The following is a 16,426-nucleotide window of genomic DNA, read 5'->3' as shown; positions in this document are numbered from 1 at the left end:
GAATTGGCGGCCGCGTAGCGTATAGCGGGCAGATGACGGAATCAGATCAGACAATCCTTGCCGAGCCGGTCGCGGATTGCCCGCATTGCGGCAAGCCGATGCCGCTGTGCATCTGCGACAGTGTTACGCCGATCGAGAACCGGATCGGGCTCCTGATCCTGCAGCATCCGCAGGAGCAGGATAGGGCGCTCGGCACCGCACGGCTGACCGCGCGCCACTTCGAGGATGCAGTGGTGCGGATCGGACTGTCCTGGCCGAGCCTGTCGAAGGCGCTGGGGCGACCGGTGGCGGACCCGTCGCGCTGGGCGGTGCTCTATCTCGGCTCCGCCAAGGTCGCCGATCTCGACACCGATGCCGAGGTCGTTGCCGTCGACCGCAAGGCCGAGCTGGAGCCGAACCAGCGCAGCATCCTCGGACGCATCGAAGGCATCGTGCTGCTCGATGGCACCTGGAGCCAGGCCAAGGCGCTGTGGTGGCGCAATCCCTGGATGCTGAAATGCCAGCGGGTGATTCTGGGCCCCCGCCAGCCGTCACGCTACGGCCAGCTTCGCCGCGAACCGCGCCGCGATGGACTTTCCACGATCGAGGCGGCCGGCCTGCTGCTCGCCGCGCTCGAAAAGCGGCCGGACATTGCCGAAACCCTGAATGCGAGCTTCGAGCGGATGCTGGCAAGATATCGCCAGGTACAGCGCGCGATGCCGGAACTCGCCCCAAAGCCGAAAAAGCGCGATTTTCGGCGCCGGAAGCGATGAAAGCGACGCCTTATCTATCAGGCGTAAGCCATTGATTGTATGAGTGGAGGCCACGACCAGAATTGAACTGGTGTACACGGTTTTGCAGACCGTTGCGTAACCACTCCGCCACGTGGCCTCAAGCGGGGCGGATCAATACAGAGGTTCAAGGACTTAGGCAACCGGCCCCGAACCGGTTCCTGCAGAATTCTGAAACTCCAGCTGCGTCGCCGGCATTGCGGCGCTCTTTAGCAGGAGGCGTACCAACCATCCGGAAATGGGATGAGCGGCCAGGGCGTTTGGTTGTCATTCGCCGGGCGTGGCGGCGGCTGGAAGCGGGGCAATGGCTGAGCCATGAAATCCTCCTGCGGCGTCGGGGCGACGGCTGCTCGCACAGCGTCCAACACCAGATCAAATTCAGCTTCGCTCATTGCGCTCTCCGGGGGTTGTGAGCGCAACGTCGCAAAATGGGTTTGTGGGCGGATTGAGCGGATCGCTCCAATTTTAGCGATCCGGCAGCCGCCCCCTCACTTGGTTACCAGAGTCTTGCTAGCGCCGTATGAACGCTATTGCCGGCGCGGTCCCACCGCACTGTGAGAAAAATCACATTTGACCAAAATGAATTCGCGTAAGTCCCAATCTCGCCTGCAGTGCAAGCAGGATTGAGCTTAGGGAGACGCGGTCATGAAGGCAAGTGTTACGCGATCGGCAGCCCTGAAAAGCCGCGCCCGTCGCCTGCCTGCGTCGGCAGAAGGCTAGTCTGAGCGCGGTGTGCTCCGCGGTGTTCGAGCAGTGAATCGCGCGCCCCAAACGTCGGGCCATGACTCGAATACAATTTGAGCAGCCGTTGCCCAAACCGCAGGCCCGCTTCATCCAATTTTTTGTACGCCGCCAGACAAGCTTTTGCGGAGCGGTTCCCCGTAGCCTTCGTTCCGAGCTTTGGGACATGGCCGTGGCCATGACAACGTCGGAGGAGCTGGCAACATGCAGAAATGGCTTTGTGGGGAAGCACGGCACGCGTCACTTCCGTGGCGTCGCGCGATTCTGGGCGCGATCGTCGCCGCGGGATTTCTGGTGCCGCTAAGCGCGCAGGCGGCGGCGCCGGCGGCATGCGCGGCGCTTCAGGAGAAATATCCGGACTGGAAGGGCAAGACGCTCGTCAACGCGATCAACCCGCACACGCCGGGCTATGAATCGATCGACCCGAAAGACCCGAGCAAGTATGTCGGCTTCGACATCGATCTCGGCGAAATGATCGGTGAATGCCTCGGCTTCAAACTGACCTACAAGGCCGTGACTTTTGCCGCATTGCTGACAACGCTCGCCAGCGGGCAGGCGGACATCGTGATCTCGGACATCTACGCGACCGAGGAGCGCGCGAAGGCGGCCGACTTCATTACCTATTCGAAAGTGTTCGACGGCGTGCTGGTTGCCAAGGGCAATCCGAAGGGCATCAACGGCATCAACCTGTCGCTGTGCGGCGCGGCGGCGGCCGAAAACACCGGCTTCGTCGAGGTGCCGCTGGTGCAGGCCCTCATTCCCCAATGCAAAGCTGCCGGCAAGCCTGAGCCGACGCTGCAGCTCTATGACAACAACGCCAACTGCATCCAGGCGATCCTGGCCGGCCGGGCCGACACCTACATCAACGACGTCAACACCGTCGACAACGCGGTGAAGGCCTATCCGGACAAGCTCGAGAAGGCGATCGCGGTGACGATCCCGTACTCGGTCGGCATTGCCGTGCCCAAGGACAAGCCGAAGTTTCGCGACGCGGTGATGGCCGCACTGACGGAGATCTACAAGTCCGGCGACCAGCTCGCGCTGCTCAAGAAGTGGGGACTTGATCCCGACAATCTCAAGGAACCGGGCCTGCTGACCGTCAACTGATGTCCCTGTTCCTGCACTATCTCAGCCTGCCTTACCTGCTCGCGGGCATCGAGCTCACCCTGGAGGTGACCGCCCTCGGGCTCGCAGGCGGGCTGATCCTCGGCCTGATCCTGGCCTGGATGCAGCTCAGCCACCTCTGGTGGCTGTCGGCGATCGCGCGTGGCTACACCGTGATCTTCCGCGGCACGCCGCTGATCCTGCAGATGGTGTTCGCCTACGACGCGCTGCCGCATATCGGCATCAAACTGCCGGCCGTGCTGGCGGCCGGCCTCGCGCTCGCCTGCAATGAGGCGCCATTCATTGCCGAGATGCTGCGCGCCGGCGTGCTCGGCGTCGAGCGCGGACAGATATCAGCGGGACAGGCGCTCGGCATGACGCCGGCAGTGCTGATGCGGCGGGTGATCGCGCCGCAGGCGATCCGCACCATGATCCCGGCCTTCGGCAATGAGTCCGTCAGCGCGTTGAAGAATTCGTCGCTGGCCTCCGTGATCGCGGTCCAGGAATTGACGCTGCGAAGCACGCAGCTTGCGTCCTCGACCTTCGATTTCTTCTCGATCTTCTTCGCCTCCGGCTTGATCTATCTCGTGTTGACCGGCGCGATCAGCGGCATTCAGCTCGCCTTGGAATGGTTGCTCGATCTCGATCGTGCCTCACGTAAGCGCACGCTCGCCGATTATCTGCCCTGGCGTCGGGTGGATCTCCTGACCAAGCTGGAGCTTGCGGAGAAGACTGCGCCGCCGGTCGACGTTGCGGCACGCATAGAGCCGTACATTCCGGCGCCGCTGTCGAGGACGCTGACGCCGGCGGAGCGTGCCAGACGCACCGCGACGATCGCGCGCAACAATGTCGCCGTCGAGGTGAAGGATCTGCGCAAGAGCTATGGCGCGCAAGATGTGCTCGACGGCTTGGATCTCACGGTTCGCGTCGGCGAGGTCATCGCGCTGCTCGGACCCAGCGGCTCCGGCAAGAGTACGCTGCTGCGCTGCATCAATCATCTGGAGAATTGGGATGCCGGCACGGTGCGTGTCGGGGACGGCGGCTCGGCTTCGACGACGACGGCAGGCCGCTCTCGCCGCGCGCGATCGCCAATGAGCGCGCCAATGTCGGTGTCGGCATGGTGTTCCAGCAGTTCAACCTGTTCAGCCACCTGACGGCGAAGGAGAACGTCGCGGGTCCCTTGCGCTGGGTCCATGGCATGACACGAATTGACGCCGAGCGTCGCGCGCGCGAACTGCTCGACCGCGTCGGCCTGAGCCATCGCGCTGATGCGCTGCCGCGGCACCTGTCGGGCGGGCAGCAGCAGCGGGTGGCAATCGCCCGCGCGCTGGCGCCGAACCCGAGCGTGCTGCTTCTGGACGAGCCGACCTCGGCACTCGATCCCGAACTCGTCAACGAAGTCTTGGAAGTGATCCGGCGGCTCGCCATCGACGACGGCCTGACCATGATCATCTCGACGCATCAGATCCGCTTCGCCGATGAGGTGGCCGACCGCGTCGCCTTCCTGAGCGGCGGCAGGATCCTGGAGGAGGGGCCGGCGCATGAGGTGCTGTCCAATCCGCGCCATCCCGTCACCGCGCGCTTCCTCAGCGTGATGGAAGCCGACAAGACGCCGGAGCCGGTGAGATGAAGCGTCACGCGCCAGAACTTCGATCGTTCCGATCCCCCGAAGAGGCACTTGCATGAGGCACTTTACCCTGCCGGTCTCGCCGGCCACCGTCCACTGGGGCTACTTCAGCAAGAAGGTCGCGCCGGCGCTGACGCTGCGCTCGGGCGACCGCGCCACCATCGAGACGCTGACCCATCACGCCAATGACGATTACGAGCGGATGATCGCAGGCGATCCCGGCGCCGAGAGCGTGTTCCACTGGACGCGCGAGCATAAGGCCGTGGCGCGCCGCGGCTCCGGCCCGACCGAGGGGCCGTTCATCCGCGGGGCGGGTGAGGGGCTTGGCGTGCATCTTTTGACCGGGCCGGTTGCGATCGAGAACGCCGAGCCCGGCGATGTCCTGGAGGTGCGCATCCTCGACATCAGGCCGCGTCCGAGCTGCAGCGCTTGCCACGCCGGCCGCTGCTTCGGCTCGAACGTCGCAGCCAATTGGGGCTTCCATTATCACGATCTCATCGAAGAGCCGAAGCCGCGCGAGGTGATCACGATTTTCGAGCTCGACGCCTCGGGCGAGCCGTTCGCAAAGGCCGTCTACAACTACGTCTGGACGCCGCAGACCGACCCTGATGGCATCGTGCACGCCACCATCGATTATCCCGGCGTGCGGGTCGACCATGCGACCATCCGCAAGCGTGAGAACATCCTCACCGGCGTCAAGGTGCCGGCGCGGCTGCATTTCGGGACCATGGGGCTGGCGCCGTCGGAGGCCGACTATGTCAGCTCGATCCCGCCGAGCTATACCGGCGGCAATATCGACGACTGGCGGATCGGGAAGGGCGCGCGGATGTATTATCCCGTGGCCGTCCCCGGCGCGTTCTTCTCGGTCGGCGACCCCCATGCCGCGCAAGGCGACAGCGAACTCGGCGGCACCGCGATCGAGACCTCGCTGACCGGGGATTTCGAATTCATCCTGCACAAGAACAATGATCTCGGCGGAACCGCGCTCGAGGGCCTCACGCATCCGATGCTGGAGACCGACCATGCCTGGTCGGTCTATGGCTTCACCTATCCGAACTATCTCGCCGAGCTCGGCGCCGGTGCGCAGACCGAGATTGCCAACCATTCCAGCCTCGACCGTGCGATGCGAGACGCGTTCCGCAAGCTGCGGCGGTTCCTGATGACCGTGCACCGGCTGAGCGAAGACGAGGCGATCTCGTTGATGTCGGTCGGCGCCGATTTCGGCGTTACCCAGGTGGTCGACGCCAATTGGGGCGTGCACGGCACGATCCGCAAGAACGTCTTCAGGTGCGACTAATGCCTTGAGAATGGACCGCTTTTGATCGTGGGTTGAATTTGCCGGCGTCGTTTTGACGCCGCCATTTTGGCGGAGGACTGCGCTTGTCTGGCACGCGGGTTGCTTCGATCGGCTCTGATTGGGTCGAACCGATGAGCTTCCGTCCGTTCACGAGTGAATCCTACGCGCGAGACGACCGCCTGGAGGCATGGCGGGACGTCCTGGCTGCGGTCGGCCTGCAGCCGGCTTCCGCAAGCGCATTCGACGACGGTCACGCGACGGCCTCGCATCGCAACGCCGTAGGCGTGGCGCTGACCCGGATCGCGGCGGGATCGCAGGGGATCGCGCCGCTGCCGCAATCGGGCGAGGGATTGCCGATCGCGCTGCTCCCGATCGAGGACGGCGTGATGCTGCGGCAAGGCGCGAGCCACCGTATCGTTCCCGTTGGCCATCTCCTGCTGCTGCCGCGGCATGGCGACTGGAGCCTGATGTTCCAGCGCGATATGCGCGCGATCATCCTCTCTGTTGCAGCCGAAGCGCGGCACGGCCGCCTCATCGGCAGGCCGATCGCGTCCGAAGCCCGCGTCGTCGCGCCCGCCGGCCTTGCCGATGTGTTCTCGCGATTGCTGGATGCAACCTCCCGCACCCTGGAAACGCTGAGCGACATCGAATGGGCGGCCATTGCGCAAAGCCTCGTCGATCTTCTCTTGACGCTTGCGCACCAGTCCACCTCTCCCGCCTCAGAGGTCGCCGGTACCGCCACGCAAGCGGCGATCCTGCACCGGATTTGCCAGACCATCGAGCGCAACCTCGACAATCCCGAGCTTGCGCCGTCGCGTGTCGCGCAGGCCGAAGGGATTTCCGAGCGCTACCTGCAGAAGCTGTTCGAGGGCGTCGGCGACAATTTCTCGCACTATGTACGCGAGCGGCGGCTGCAGCGCGCCTGGGCTGATCTGTCGAACCTGGCGGAGGCGCATCGATCGATCTCGGAGATCGCCTATCGGTACGGCTTTAGCGACTCCGCGCATTTCAGCCGCGCCTTCCGTCATCGCTTTGGTCTGCCACCGCGCGAGTTTCGCCAGCAGGAGGCCGAGCGCGCGGCGCCGTCGTCGATCGCCGCGGGTCAGCGCGGCTGGCCGCAGGAGGCGCTTGCGCAACTGCGAACGCATCAGCCATCGAGCGTCGGAAGGAATATGGCCGCCGTCGCAACGGGGCCGGCGCACGAAGGCGAACGGGAGCATCGCGCGGCCCACCATCATCTCTCCGTCGACGCGAACCGCGTGCATTGGGGCTACTTCAGCCGCACGCTTGCGCCGCAAGCCGAGATCAATTCCGGCGACACGATCACGATCGAAACCCTGACCCAGCATGCGTCTGATGATCCTGAAAGAATGATCACGGGTGATGCCGGCGCCGAAAGCGTGTTCGGCTGGACCAATGACCGCAAGAACGTCGACCGGCGCGGCGCCGGTCCGATGGATGCCTCGGTGTTCGGGCGCGGCGCGGGCGAGGGGTTCGGCGTGCATATCTGCACCGGCCCGATCGCGGTCAAGGATGCACAGCCCGGCGATGTCCTGGAGGTGCGCATCCTCGATATCGTGCCGCGGCCGAGCCGCAATCCGCATTATGAGGGCAGGGTATTCGGCTCCAGCGTCGCGGCCTGGTGGGGCTATCACTACAACGAGTTGCTCGCCGGCCCCAAGCCGCGCGAGGCGGTGACGATCTACGAAATCTACTTCGCGGGTCACGAAGGTGACCACGACGAAACACCGCATGCGCGCGCGCTTTATTCCTACCGCTGGGAGCCGCAGACCGATCCATTCGGCGTGGTTCATACGACCTACGATTATCCCGGCATTCCCGTCGCACCTGGTTCGGTGAGGCGCCGCCACGCCGTGCTCGACGGCATCCGCATTCCGCTCCGGCCGCATTTCGGCGTGATCGCGGTCGCGCCGCGCGAAGTTGATTTCGTCGATTCCGTACCGCCGTCCTATTTCGGCGGCAATCTGGACAATTGGCGGCTCGGCAAGGGGGCGACCGTCTATCTTCCGGTCTCGGTGCCAGGCGCGCTGCTCTCGGTCGGCGATCCCCATGCCGCCCAGGGCGATGGCGAGTTGAGCGGAACGGCGATCGAATGCTCGATGACCGGCACGTTCCAGGTGATCCTGCACAAGAAAGGCAATCTGGCTGGCCAACCGTTTGCCGATCTCAGCTATCCCCTGATCGAGACCGCGACCGATTGGGTGCTGACCGGCTTCAGCCATCCGAACTATCTCGCCGAGTTCGGCGCGCACGGGCAGAGCGAAGTCTATGCGACGTCCTCGCTCGACCTTGCGATGAAGGACGCCTTCCGCAAGATGCGGCGCTTCCTGATGAACATCAAAGGTCTCAGCGAGGACGAGGCGATCGCGCTGATGTCGGCAGCGGTCGATTTCGGCGTCACCCAGGTCGTCGACGGCAATTGGGGTGTGCATGCGATCCTGAGCAAGCGGTTGTTCGAGGATGCGGCACTGTCGCGATAACAGAAGGATACCGACATTGAAATTCCACATGATCGCAGGCGGGCCAAAGCCCGTCGCGCCCTTCAGCCACGCTGTCGAGGCCGACGGCTTTATCTTCGTCACAGGCCAGATGCCAGACACGCCCGCTAGTCCCGGCGTATTGCCCGACGGCATCGTCGCGCAGACCAAGGCGGTGATGGAAAATCTGCGCGTTGTGCTCGAGGGTCTCGGTCTCGGCTTCGAGCACATCGTGATGTCGCGCATCTATCTTACGCGCTTCAAGGAAGACTACGCCGCCATGAACGAAACCTATCGCAGCTATTTCCCGCCGGACCGCCTGCCGGCACGCACTTGCGTCGGCGTCACCGGGCTTGCTTACGACGCGCTGATCGAGATCGATCTGGTGTGCCGCCGGCCGTGAGTGCCGGCGCATTCACGATTGATCGCGCGGCCCGCCACGCCGTCGTCCTCGCGAAAGCGAGGACCCATAACCACAGGGTGTTGTGGCGCGAGCAAGCGGTTGGAGCGGAGTGCATTACGCACGGAAATAGCGTCCCCGACGCGCGTTCGTCGCAAACGTCCGTTATCTCGCTACATTGCTGGACCGCTCCCCAATGCGGGCCCCTCAAAACACCAGTGAACGGTGCACATGCACCCCCGCCATTGCGCCATCGCCGACCGCAAGCGATACCGAATGCGGTGCTCGCGCGACGTCTCCGCAGGCAAAGGCGCCGCGCACCGTCGTTTGCTTGGTCTCGTCGGTTCGGATCTGGGTGCCGAACGGAGTCGTTTCCAATTCGCAGCCAAGCGTCTCAGCCAATGGCGTGGAGGGCGCGTTGCGCGTTGCCGTGAACAGGCCGGCGAAAGGCAGGACGCGTCCGTCTTGCAGCCTCACGTCTGCGTGGCCTTCGATGCCTGCGATAGGACCTGTCTCGATCACGACGCCCCGCGCAGCAAGCTCGGCGCGGGCGTCCGCGTCCGGCTCGAAGGCACCGTTGAGCATGAGCGTCACGTCTCCCCATTCCGTAAACAGAACGACGTGATGGAGCACGTCGGGGCTCGTGGCGATTACACCGATCCGTCCCTCATTCAGTTCATATCCGTGACAATAGGGGCAGTGAAAGATGCTACTGCCCCAGCGCTCGGCGAGCCCATCAAGATGAGGGAGTGCATCGCTGACGCCGGTGGCAAGGATAAGCCTCTTGCCACGATAGAACTCGCCGTCGGCTGTTGTCACCGCGAAACCATCTTCTTGCCGCTTGGCGTCGGTAGCGGTTCCCTCGAGCCATGTGAGCGTCGGATAGGCCGTGAGCTGTTCTCGTGCAGTGCGCGCGATCTCGGCCGGATCGACCCCGTCCTGACCAAGAAAGCCATGGGATTCCGAGGCGAACCGGTTGCGCCGGACGCCTGCGTCAACGACGAGCACCTTGCGCCGGGCGCGCAACAATTGAAGGGCCGCAGCCATGCCGGCGTAGCTGCCGCCAATGACGATCACGTCATGAAGCATTTCGGTTCCTTTCCTTGTGCGCCACATGACGCCGCGAGAATTCCGCACTGAGATCGGCGATGGTGATGGCGCCGAAGCGATCGAGCAGTAGCGCCTCTGCTTCGGCGAAAGCTCCGTCCAAAACGGCGTTCAGCGCTTCGCCGGGCTCAGCCATGCGCAAAAGAGTATGAAGCACGGAGGAGGAGCGGCGGTCTCGCATCATGTAACTTCGTATATTACATGATGTGCCGAGTTTCAAGGCGCGCTTGGCACAAAGTCATCCCGTTGCATCGAACGCGACGTGACGCTGTGAACGCTATGTGCGCGACGGCGCTATTCTATTGATCTGCAGGGAAGTCGGCGTGCCGTCGTATCGTGGAAAGAGATCTTCTCCCCACTCGGCGATGGTGGGCCATTCAGCAGCACTTGGCAGGGCCGGATGCATTGCGAGATGCGCGCGAATGGAGTCAGGAAGAAAGCGCCAATTCGGCGTGAAAGAAAACAGCAGCGCATCGCGCCGTGAAAGGCTGCGATTTGGATGCGTTCCATGGAGGAGACGATAGTCCACCGCCACTGCATCGCCACGGCGCAGATTGAGCGTGATCTGTCCTTCATGGTTACTGAGAGCAGGGTGGTCGGGCGCCAACTGCTCGGCGGCCGCACTATGCGGCTCGGGCAGGTCGGAGTGGATCGGCAGACTGCGCAGATGAGAACCCGGAAGAACTCGCAATGCGCCCGTCCGGTCACTCGTGTCTGAGAGGTAGCACAGGATTGCGATCTGCGGGGCGGTCGGCGCGAAACTGATGGAGTGGTCCCAGCACCACCAGTCCTGGTGCCATAGCAGCGCAGGCGTAGAGGCGCCTTTGGATGAGATGTAGGCCGAAATCCAGCGCAGGTCGTCAGCCGCGACTGTAGATCTGATCCGACCGAGCACGGATGTCCGGCAGAGCAAGCGCGTGACGATTGGATCATTCCAGCGCAACGGGACGAGATCGTTCCCAACGCGGTTCATCATCGGATCATGCGGCTGTGCGAGCCGGTGGTGAACCTGCTTTTCGATCTCTTGCAAGTCCGGCTCTTCAAAGAGCGCCGGGATGGTTGTGAAACCGTCGACAGCAAATTTGCTCGAACCAGACATGCGGGCTCCATTAGGCGGATGAAATCCCATTAGGAGATTCATCCAACGGCCGAAAGCTGAGCGATCGGCTCAAGCGATTCGAACGCGTGCGCCCTTGACGAAAGGTGCACGCTCATATAGGAACCAATCAGTTCCAGAACTATTTGGTTCCAGATATGCCAACCCAAGACACGTTGAGCGCCACGTTTGGCGCGCTGGCTGATCCGACGCGCAGGGCAATCCTTGCGCGGCTGTTGGAAGGCGAGGCCTCGGTCGCCGAACTGGCCAAGCCGTTCGCGCTGACGCCCCGGGCTGTCTCCAAGCATGTCGCCGTGTTGGAAGCGGCGGGCCTGGTGACGAAGGGCCGCGATGCCCAGCGGCGTCCGTCGCGGATCGTCGCCAGTCCGCTGATCGAGATCGATTCCTGGCTCGCCAACTATCGCAAGCTCTGGCTGCAGCGCTTCGACAAGCTCGAAACCCATCTGGCGAAGCAAACGGGAGGAGAATAATGGAGAGAGGCAAGGTGACCTTGGAGGAGAAGCCGCTGGGCGCCACCATCCAACGCTGGTTTCCGGCCCCGCCCGAGCTCGTCTACCGCAACTGGATTGAAGCCGAACAGATCCGGCATTGGTTTGCAACCGACGGCTACGAGGTCACTGGCTGCGAGATTGACGCACGGCCGGGAGGAAAGTGGCGGGTCGATTTTCGCTCCTCGACCGGGCACGTCTATTTCGAGCGCGGTGAGTTCCGGGAAATGGTGCCGGGGAAGTTGCTCGCGCTGACCCTGACCCAGGTCGATGGCGCCCACTCAGGACCGGAGACTCTGATCACCGTCACCTTCAAGGCTTCACGCGGCGGCACTGACATGACGTTCCATCAGGTTGGCTACGACAGCAGTCTGCGCCGCGACGGCAATGCCGAGGGCTGGCAGGAATGCTTCGACAAACTCGCCGCCCGCCTGACAAGCTCGAACGTCACCACCTGAAAGGAGAAGCATATGATCAGGAATGCAGCGGACGAGCAGGAGCTCCGCGCTCTTTTCGCCGACTGGCTGCGCACTTCATCGGCGCTGGACATCGACGGCGCCATGCGTCCTCTCGATCCCGATATTCACTCCTATGAACATGTCGCGCCACTTCAGTACCGCGGTATCGATGCCATTCGCGAAGTCTGCCAGCAGGGCTTCGACCTGATCAAGGGCGACTTCGAATGGGACATTCCTGATCTTCAGGTGATCGTGCGCGATGACATTGCCATCGCGTGGGGCCTCAACCGCATGCGCTACCGCTCAGCTTCAGCGCCGGAGATCGAGAATTGGTCGCGAAGCACGAGAGTGTTTCAGAAGAAGGATGGGCAATGGAAGATGATCCACCAGCATCTTTCCGTCCCGGCCGATCCAAGGACCGGACAGGCCAGATTCGACCTGAAGCCCTGAAATGGCGATTGCCGAGCAGCCCGGTGGTTCGCGCCGTTATCTCTTCGAACTGTGCGGAGGGGTCCATTTGGTCCTTTGCAAGCTGGGAAGGCTTTGTTATAGGGCTGACCGCAAGCGAAACGCCGGTTTCGCCCATTCCTCGGTAGCTCAGCGGTAGAGCATTCGACTGTTAATCGAATGGTCGCTGGTTCGAATCCAGCCCGGGGAGCCAATCTCTCAATTAAATCGAGCTGTTAGCCGAATTTCCTAAGCTCTTGGTTTCGCGCTTGCGCGGCCCGGCAAGGCGGATTCGCATCCAACCTCCAGATTCGACTCGTCCTGACGGGCGCGACTCAGTCACATCCGCGTGGCGCTTTGCGGATTTGATGCGGACAGCCGCCAAATCGACTCATTCATCGTCGATTTTTGGTTAAGCAGGGCTCCTTGCGAGGTGATTCCATGGCCGTCTTCGACACCGAGGTGCCGAAAACAACACCCTCGATCGTCCCGAGCGATATCCCGACCATGAGCGACGACGAATGCCTTCAGCGGCTCGCGCAGATCGTCGAAGAGCACGATTCCATGTATCTTGACGAAGCTGCGAGGCTGATCGGCCGGCTTGCCGTCGCGATCGAATAGGCGCTGTTCCCCTGCAAGAACGCGCGGGGCCGGTATGGCCCATCGGGCGTGTTGCGTTTTGATCCTGCTTGTTCCAAAAGACGGGCGGTCTCACTCCCGTCGCGGCCGCGCCGCGCGACTTGCAGGTTTCAGCCCATGTCCGGTTTCTCGACCGCGCGCCAGAAAATGGTCGATGGCCAGGTGCGCACCAGTGACGTCACCGACGCGCGTATTCTCGATGCGATGCTTGCCGTGCCGCGCGAGGCCTTCGTTCCCGAAAGCAAGCGCGCGCTGGCCTATCTCGATCTCGACCTCGATGTCAGCGAGGGCGGCGCGACGAAGCGCTACCTGATCAAGCCAGCCGTGATGGCGAAGATGCTGCAGGCGGCTGAGATCAATTCGACTGACCGCGTTCTGGTCGTCGGCTGCGCGACTGGCTACGCGGCTGCCGTGGTCGCACGGCTCGCCGGGGAGGTGTTCGCCACCGAAAGCGAGCCCGCGCTCGCCGACCAGGCCAAGGTCGCGCTTGCGGGGACCGGTGCCGCCAACGTGACCGTGCGCGCGGCGCCGGCGGCGAAGGGCGATGTCGCGGACGCGCCGTTCGACGTCATTTTCCTCAATGGTGCCACCGAGATCGTGCCGCAGGAACTCTACGAGCAGCTCCGCGAGGGTGGGCGATTGGTCGGGGTGTTTGCCTTGTCGCAGCCGCAACGGGCCGCCGTCGTGACACATACCCACGGGGATTTCGGGCATCGGCCGCTATTCGATGCCGTGGCGCCGCTCCTGCCGGGCCTGGAGCGCTTGCCGGCTTTCGTGTTCTAACAAGATGCATCGTCCCGGAGGGAGGAGGGCCTCTTTCCAGGCGTTCCGGCGAATGCGGATTCACAACTAAAGGCGGATTCACGGCCGGCGCGAAGCGAGGGAGTTCGTATGGTGGCGGCTTGGTGGCGATTCGAAGCGTTAAAATCCCGTTCTGAATCAGAAGTGTGGCCCGTTTGCCCCACGTGAAGAGTTTCCACCGGGTTCCGTTGCGAGGTAGTTCCGTCCAGCCTAGCTGCGGAATAAGGTGAGGCGGGACTCACTTCGATCGAAGCGGCGCCCGGTTCATGGTCTCGAGCCGGGTGGTGAATAGCAATGGATGGATTATTGGGGATGCGTGGGGTGAAGGTTGTCACCGGAGCCGCGGCAGCGGTCCTTTTGTTGGCGTGCATGGGACCGACGCCGGCCCTGGCCGACACGATCGAGGCCGCATTGGTTCGCGCCTATCAGACCAATCCGCAACTCAATGCGCAGCGCGCCTTTGTGCGATCCACCGACGAAAACGTGCCGCAAGCGTTGTCGGGCTACCGGCCGAGAGTGTCGATCACGGCGAGCGGCGGTTATCAGTATACCGATGCCATCTCGGGTGGGGTGGCTGCGCATGGAACGCAGGTCCCGCGCGCCGTCGGCGCCACGATTTCGCAGACCCTGTTCAATGGATTTCAGACCGGCAACCGAACGCGGGCCGCAGAGAGCCAGGTCTCCGGCTCGCGCGAAGCGCTGCGGAATATCGAGCAGACCGTGCTGTTCAGCGCTGCCTCGATCTACATGGATTACCTGCGCGATGCGGCGATCGTGGAGGTTCAGCGCAGCAACACACGCGTGCTCGAGCAGACGCTCAAGCAGACCCGCGACCGGTTCAATGTCGGTGAGGTGACGCGCACCGACGTCGCGCAATCGGAGGCGCAACTTGCCGCCGGCCGCACGCAGCAGCTCACGGCCGAATCGCAACTGACCACGACGCGATCCAACTTCCGGCGCATCATCGGCAGCGAGCCGACGAATCTCGCGCCGGGCTCACCGGTCGACCGTTTCCTGCCGCCGACCCTCAATGCCGCCATCGAACTCGCGCTGACGCAGAACCCGAACGTGACCGCGGCGATGTTTGGCGTCGACGTCAACTTCCTCAACGTCAAGATCGCTGAGGGCGCGCTCTTTCCGAGCGTGACGCTGCAGGCGAGCGCGCAGCAGGCCTACGATCAGACGCTGGTCATCCAGCGCCAGTTCCAGGCGTCGGCGATCGCGCAGATTGCGGTGCCAATATACCAGGGCGGTGCCGAATATTCGCTGATCCGCCAAAACAAGGAATCGCTGGCCCAGCAGCGCCTTGTGCTCGAACAGACGCGCGACCAGGCCCGAGCCAATGTCGTCACGGCATGGGGCCAGTTGGTGGCTGGTAAGGCCCAGGTGTCTTCGGCGCAGGCGCAGGTGACGGCATCCGAGATTGCGCTCAACGGCGTGCGCGAGGAAGCCAAGGCCGGACAGCGCACCACGCTCGACGTGCTGAACGCGCAGCAGGCGCTGGTCAACGCCCGCAACGCTCTGGTCATCGCGCAGCATGACCGTGTCGTTGCTTCCTACAGCGTGCTGCAGGCGGTGGGCCGGCTGCAGCCCCAGGTGCTCAACCTGCCGACCCAAACCTACGATGCGAGCGTTCACTACCAGCAGGTGCGTGATAGCTGGGCCGGGGTTCGAACGCCCGACGGCCGCTGATCGTCGCTTCCGCATATTGCTCTAAATAGACAGATGGGCCCGCTTGCTAGCGGGCCCATCGCATTTCTGAGCACTCGTTTGTCCCGCGCGCGACCGCCGACTCCATATGTCGCGTGGCGGTCATGAAGACGCCGCAAAACTTCGAAGCGCGTTGCTTGCAATCGATTGTTGCCCTGACATACCGTTTCCATAGGCAACACAACGATTCGCAACGGCTTTTTGCGTCCATCGCTGCGGATCGGTTGCCGTGAGGGCGAACGCACCGCGTGCAACGCACCGGTAACCGTTGATCTGGGGACAAGTCCGGACTCGAGCGATGAAAAATTCCGGCCGCTTCATCCGGAACCGCCGAATCTCGTGTGGCTTGGTGTAGGATAATTTCGATGTGGAGTCGGAAATGACGCAACCTGCAAAGGTCCAAGAGCCCTCCATGGAGGAGATTCTGGCGTCGATCCGTCGCATCATTGCCGATGATGAGGCCAAGCCCGCTTCCGCGGATAAACCCGCAAACGACAGGCCGGCAAGCATTGCGACGCCGGAGAAACCAGCGGTCGCCGCCGCGCCGGCCCCCAAGCCGGTGGTGAAGGACATTCCGCCGCCGCCGACTCCCGCAGCGGCGAAGTCGGCGCCAGCAGCGCCAAAACCTGCGCCGGCGCCACCACCAGCCAAAACGAACAGCCAGGACGACATCGACGCCATGCTGGCAAGCCTCGATGAGGCGACGCAGGAGGCCGAAGTCAGGCCGCCGCAACCCGACGGCGACGTATTCGAACTGACTGACGAAATGGCCCTGCCGGATCCGGCACCGACGCCGACGCCCAAGCCGCCGCCACCGACCTTTCAGAAAGTTGAACCGCAGGACGACATCGAATTCACGGAAGCCACCAAGCCACCGCCGTCTCCACCGCGGCAGCCAGCCTATGAGCCAGCGACCGAGAGTTCCTCCTATGGTCAGCAGCCAATCCTGTCGCGCACGACCATGAACGCGGTCGAAAGCGCGTTCAATTCGCTGGCCAATACCGTGCTCAGCAACAATGCACGGACGCTGGAGGACCTGGTCAAGGAAATGCTGCGGCCGATGCTCAAATCATGGCTGGACGACAACCTGCCGGGGCTGGTCGAGCGGATCGTGAAAGCCGAGATCGAGCGGGTTTCGCGGGGGCGTTAGCCGCCCGGGCCGCGAAGCCCCCTCAATTCAGCCATCCCTAATGGGTGTTATGGCGGTTTGGACGCGCCAGTC

Annotated in this window: 15 protein-coding genes, 2 tRNA genes and 3 pseudogenes; 15 read left to right on the top strand and 5 right to left on the bottom strand. The window is 63.2% G+C overall.

What is annotated here, in order from left to right:
- Positions 1 to 32 precede the first annotated feature (32 nt).
- A complete protein-coding gene (locus tag AC5ZGW_RS16005) occupies positions 33 to 752 on the top strand; it encodes a tRNA-uridine aminocarboxypropyltransferase (RefSeq protein WP_130223460.1) in 720 nt (239 codons plus the stop codon).
- A gap of 44 nt (positions 753 to 796) precedes the next feature.
- Here the strand turns inward: AC5ZGW_RS16005 and AC5ZGW_RS16000 are convergent.
- Positions 797 to 870, bottom strand: a tRNA-Cys gene (locus AC5ZGW_RS16000).
- Positions 871 to 979: 109 nt separating this feature from the next.
- Positions 980 to 1,162, bottom strand: coding sequence for a hypothetical protein (locus tag AC5ZGW_RS15995; protein WP_028165620.1), 183 nt, complete (start codon positions 1,160 to 1,162; stop codon positions 980 to 982).
- Positions 1,163 to 1,715: 553 nt separating this feature from the next.
- Between AC5ZGW_RS15995 and AC5ZGW_RS15990 the strand changes: the two genes are divergently transcribed.
- The 6 genes and pseudogenes from AC5ZGW_RS15990 (at position 1,716) to AC5ZGW_RS15965 (ending at position 8,440) form a co-directional block, all read left to right on the top strand.
- On the top strand, positions 1,716 to 2,618 hold the full coding sequence (locus AC5ZGW_RS15990; RefSeq protein WP_130223458.1) for an ABC transporter substrate-binding protein: 903 nt from the start codon (positions 1,716 to 1,718) through the stop codon (positions 2,616 to 2,618).
- Positions 2,618 to 4,245 (top strand): annotated as a pseudogene (locus AC5ZGW_RS15985) (amino acid ABC transporter permease/ATP-binding protein). The gene AC5ZGW_RS15990 and the pseudogene AC5ZGW_RS15985 overlap by 1 nt, the downstream one beginning before the upstream one ends.
- 52 nt (positions 4,246 to 4,297) lie before the next feature.
- Positions 4,298 to 5,539, top strand: coding sequence for an acetamidase/formamidase family protein (locus tag AC5ZGW_RS15980; RefSeq protein WP_130223456.1), 1,242 nt, complete (start codon positions 4,298 to 4,300; stop codon positions 5,537 to 5,539).
- 131 nt (positions 5,540 to 5,670) lie between these two features.
- Positions 5,671 to 6,691: pseudogene (locus tag AC5ZGW_RS15975) on the top strand (helix-turn-helix domain-containing protein); the annotation flags it as partial.
- Between the two features lie 77 nt (positions 6,692 to 6,768).
- Positions 6,769 to 8,040: pseudogene (locus AC5ZGW_RS15970) on the top strand (acetamidase/formamidase family protein); the annotation flags it as partial.
- A gap of 16 nt (positions 8,041 to 8,056) precedes the next feature.
- Positions 8,057 to 8,440, top strand: a complete 384-nt coding sequence (locus tag AC5ZGW_RS15965) for a RidA family protein (protein WP_130223454.1) — start codon at positions 8,057 to 8,059, stop codon at positions 8,438 to 8,440.
- Positions 8,441 to 8,644: 204 nt separating this feature from the next.
- Here AC5ZGW_RS15965 and AC5ZGW_RS15960 read toward each other — a convergent pair whose 3' ends face one another.
- The 3 genes from AC5ZGW_RS15960 to AC5ZGW_RS15950 all read right to left on the bottom strand — a co-directional run bounded on the left by AC5ZGW_RS15960 (position 8,645) and on the right by AC5ZGW_RS15950 (position 10,643).
- Entirely contained in the window at positions 8,645 to 9,526 is an 882-nt protein-coding gene (locus AC5ZGW_RS15960) for an NAD(P)/FAD-dependent oxidoreductase (protein ID WP_130223452.1), read from the bottom strand.
- Positions 9,516 to 9,728: a hypothetical protein gene (locus AC5ZGW_RS15955; protein ID WP_130223450.1), complete on the bottom strand. Its 213-nt coding sequence runs from the start codon at positions 9,726 to 9,728 to the stop codon at positions 9,516 to 9,518. The genes AC5ZGW_RS15960 and AC5ZGW_RS15955 overlap by 11 nt, the downstream gene beginning before the upstream one ends.
- Positions 9,729 to 9,821: 93 nt before the next feature.
- Positions 9,822 to 10,643, bottom strand: a complete 822-nt coding sequence (locus tag AC5ZGW_RS15950; RefSeq protein WP_165435059.1) for a phytanoyl-CoA dioxygenase family protein — start codon at positions 10,641 to 10,643, stop codon at positions 9,822 to 9,824.
- Between the two features lie 155 nt (positions 10,644 to 10,798).
- Between AC5ZGW_RS15950 and AC5ZGW_RS15945 the strand changes: the two genes are divergently transcribed.
- The 8 genes from AC5ZGW_RS15945 to AC5ZGW_RS15910 all read left to right on the top strand — a co-directional run bounded on the left by AC5ZGW_RS15945 (position 10,799) and on the right by AC5ZGW_RS15910 (position 16,354).
- Positions 10,799 to 11,131 (top strand): ArsR/SmtB family transcription factor, encoded by a 333-nt coding sequence (locus AC5ZGW_RS15945; protein WP_130223446.1) that lies wholly within the window; start codon positions 10,799 to 10,801, stop codon positions 11,129 to 11,131.
- Complete coding sequence (locus tag AC5ZGW_RS15940; protein ID WP_130223444.1) at positions 11,131 to 11,607, top strand: SRPBCC family protein; 477 nt, start codon at positions 11,131 to 11,133, stop codon at positions 11,605 to 11,607. The genes AC5ZGW_RS15945 and AC5ZGW_RS15940 overlap by 1 nt, the downstream gene beginning before the upstream one ends.
- A gap of 12 nt (positions 11,608 to 11,619) precedes the next feature.
- Complete coding sequence (locus AC5ZGW_RS15935; protein ID WP_130223442.1) at positions 11,620 to 12,057, top strand: YybH family protein; 438 nt, start codon at positions 11,620 to 11,622, stop codon at positions 12,055 to 12,057.
- Between the two features lie 136 nt (positions 12,058 to 12,193).
- Positions 12,194 to 12,268, top strand: a tRNA-Asn gene (locus AC5ZGW_RS15930).
- A gap of 227 nt (positions 12,269 to 12,495) precedes the next feature.
- Positions 12,496 to 12,675, top strand: coding sequence for a hypothetical protein (locus AC5ZGW_RS15925; protein WP_130223440.1), 180 nt, complete (start codon positions 12,496 to 12,498; stop codon positions 12,673 to 12,675).
- 135 nt (positions 12,676 to 12,810) lie between these two features.
- Positions 12,811 to 13,476, top strand: a complete 666-nt coding sequence (locus AC5ZGW_RS15920) for a protein-L-isoaspartate O-methyltransferase family protein (RefSeq protein ID WP_028165629.1) — start codon at positions 12,811 to 12,813, stop codon at positions 13,474 to 13,476.
- 330 nt (positions 13,477 to 13,806) lie between these two features.
- Positions 13,807 to 15,186: a TolC family outer membrane protein gene (locus tag AC5ZGW_RS15915; protein WP_130223438.1), complete on the top strand. Its 1,380-nt coding sequence runs from the start codon at positions 13,807 to 13,809 to the stop codon at positions 15,184 to 15,186.
- 397 nt (positions 15,187 to 15,583) lie between these two features.
- Positions 15,584 to 16,354 (top strand): PopZ family protein, encoded by a 771-nt coding sequence (locus AC5ZGW_RS15910; RefSeq protein ID WP_130223436.1) that lies wholly within the window; start codon positions 15,584 to 15,586, stop codon positions 16,352 to 16,354.
- The last annotated feature ends 72 nt before the right edge of the window (positions 16,355 to 16,426 follow it).

Source organism: Bradyrhizobium sp. Crot121, assembly GCF_059512385.1.
This window is presented reverse-complemented; position numbering and strand designations above follow the sequence as displayed.

Coding starts and splice junctions, on each gene's coding strand:
- AC5ZGW_RS16005 (WP_130223460.1), top strand. CDS start 33: ATGACGGAATCAGATCAGACAATCCTTGCCGAGCCGGTCGCGGATTGC.
- AC5ZGW_RS15995 (WP_028165620.1), bottom strand. CDS start 1,162: ATGAGCGAAGCTGAATTTGATCTGGTGTTGGACGCTGTGCGAGCAGCC.
- AC5ZGW_RS15990 (WP_130223458.1), top strand. CDS start 1,716: ATGCAGAAATGGCTTTGTGGGGAAGCACGGCACGCGTCACTTCCGTGG.
- AC5ZGW_RS15980 (WP_130223456.1), top strand. CDS start 4,298: ATGAGGCACTTTACCCTGCCGGTCTCGCCGGCCACCGTCCACTGGGGC.
- AC5ZGW_RS15960 (WP_130223452.1), bottom strand. CDS start 9,526: ATGCTTCATGACGTGATCGTCATTGGCGGCAGCTACGCCGGCATGGCT.
- AC5ZGW_RS15955 (WP_130223450.1), bottom strand. CDS start 9,728: ATGATGCGAGACCGCCGCTCCTCCTCCGTGCTTCATACTCTTTTGCGC.
- AC5ZGW_RS15950 (WP_165435059.1), bottom strand. CDS start 10,643: ATGTCTGGTTCGAGCAAATTTGCTGTCGACGGTTTCACAACCATCCCG.
- AC5ZGW_RS15945 (WP_130223446.1), top strand. CDS start 10,799: ATGCCAACCCAAGACACGTTGAGCGCCACGTTTGGCGCGCTGGCTGAT.
- AC5ZGW_RS15940 (WP_130223444.1), top strand. CDS start 11,131: ATGGAGAGAGGCAAGGTGACCTTGGAGGAGAAGCCGCTGGGCGCCACC.
- AC5ZGW_RS15935 (WP_130223442.1), top strand. CDS start 11,620: ATGATCAGGAATGCAGCGGACGAGCAGGAGCTCCGCGCTCTTTTCGCC.
- AC5ZGW_RS15925 (WP_130223440.1), top strand. CDS start 12,496: ATGGCCGTCTTCGACACCGAGGTGCCGAAAACAACACCCTCGATCGTC.
- AC5ZGW_RS15920 (WP_028165629.1), top strand. CDS start 12,811: ATGTCCGGTTTCTCGACCGCGCGCCAGAAAATGGTCGATGGCCAGGTG.
- AC5ZGW_RS15915 (WP_130223438.1), top strand. CDS start 13,807: ATGCGTGGGGTGAAGGTTGTCACCGGAGCCGCGGCAGCGGTCCTTTTG.
- AC5ZGW_RS15910 (WP_130223436.1), top strand. CDS start 15,584: ATGACGCAACCTGCAAAGGTCCAAGAGCCCTCCATGGAGGAGATTCTG.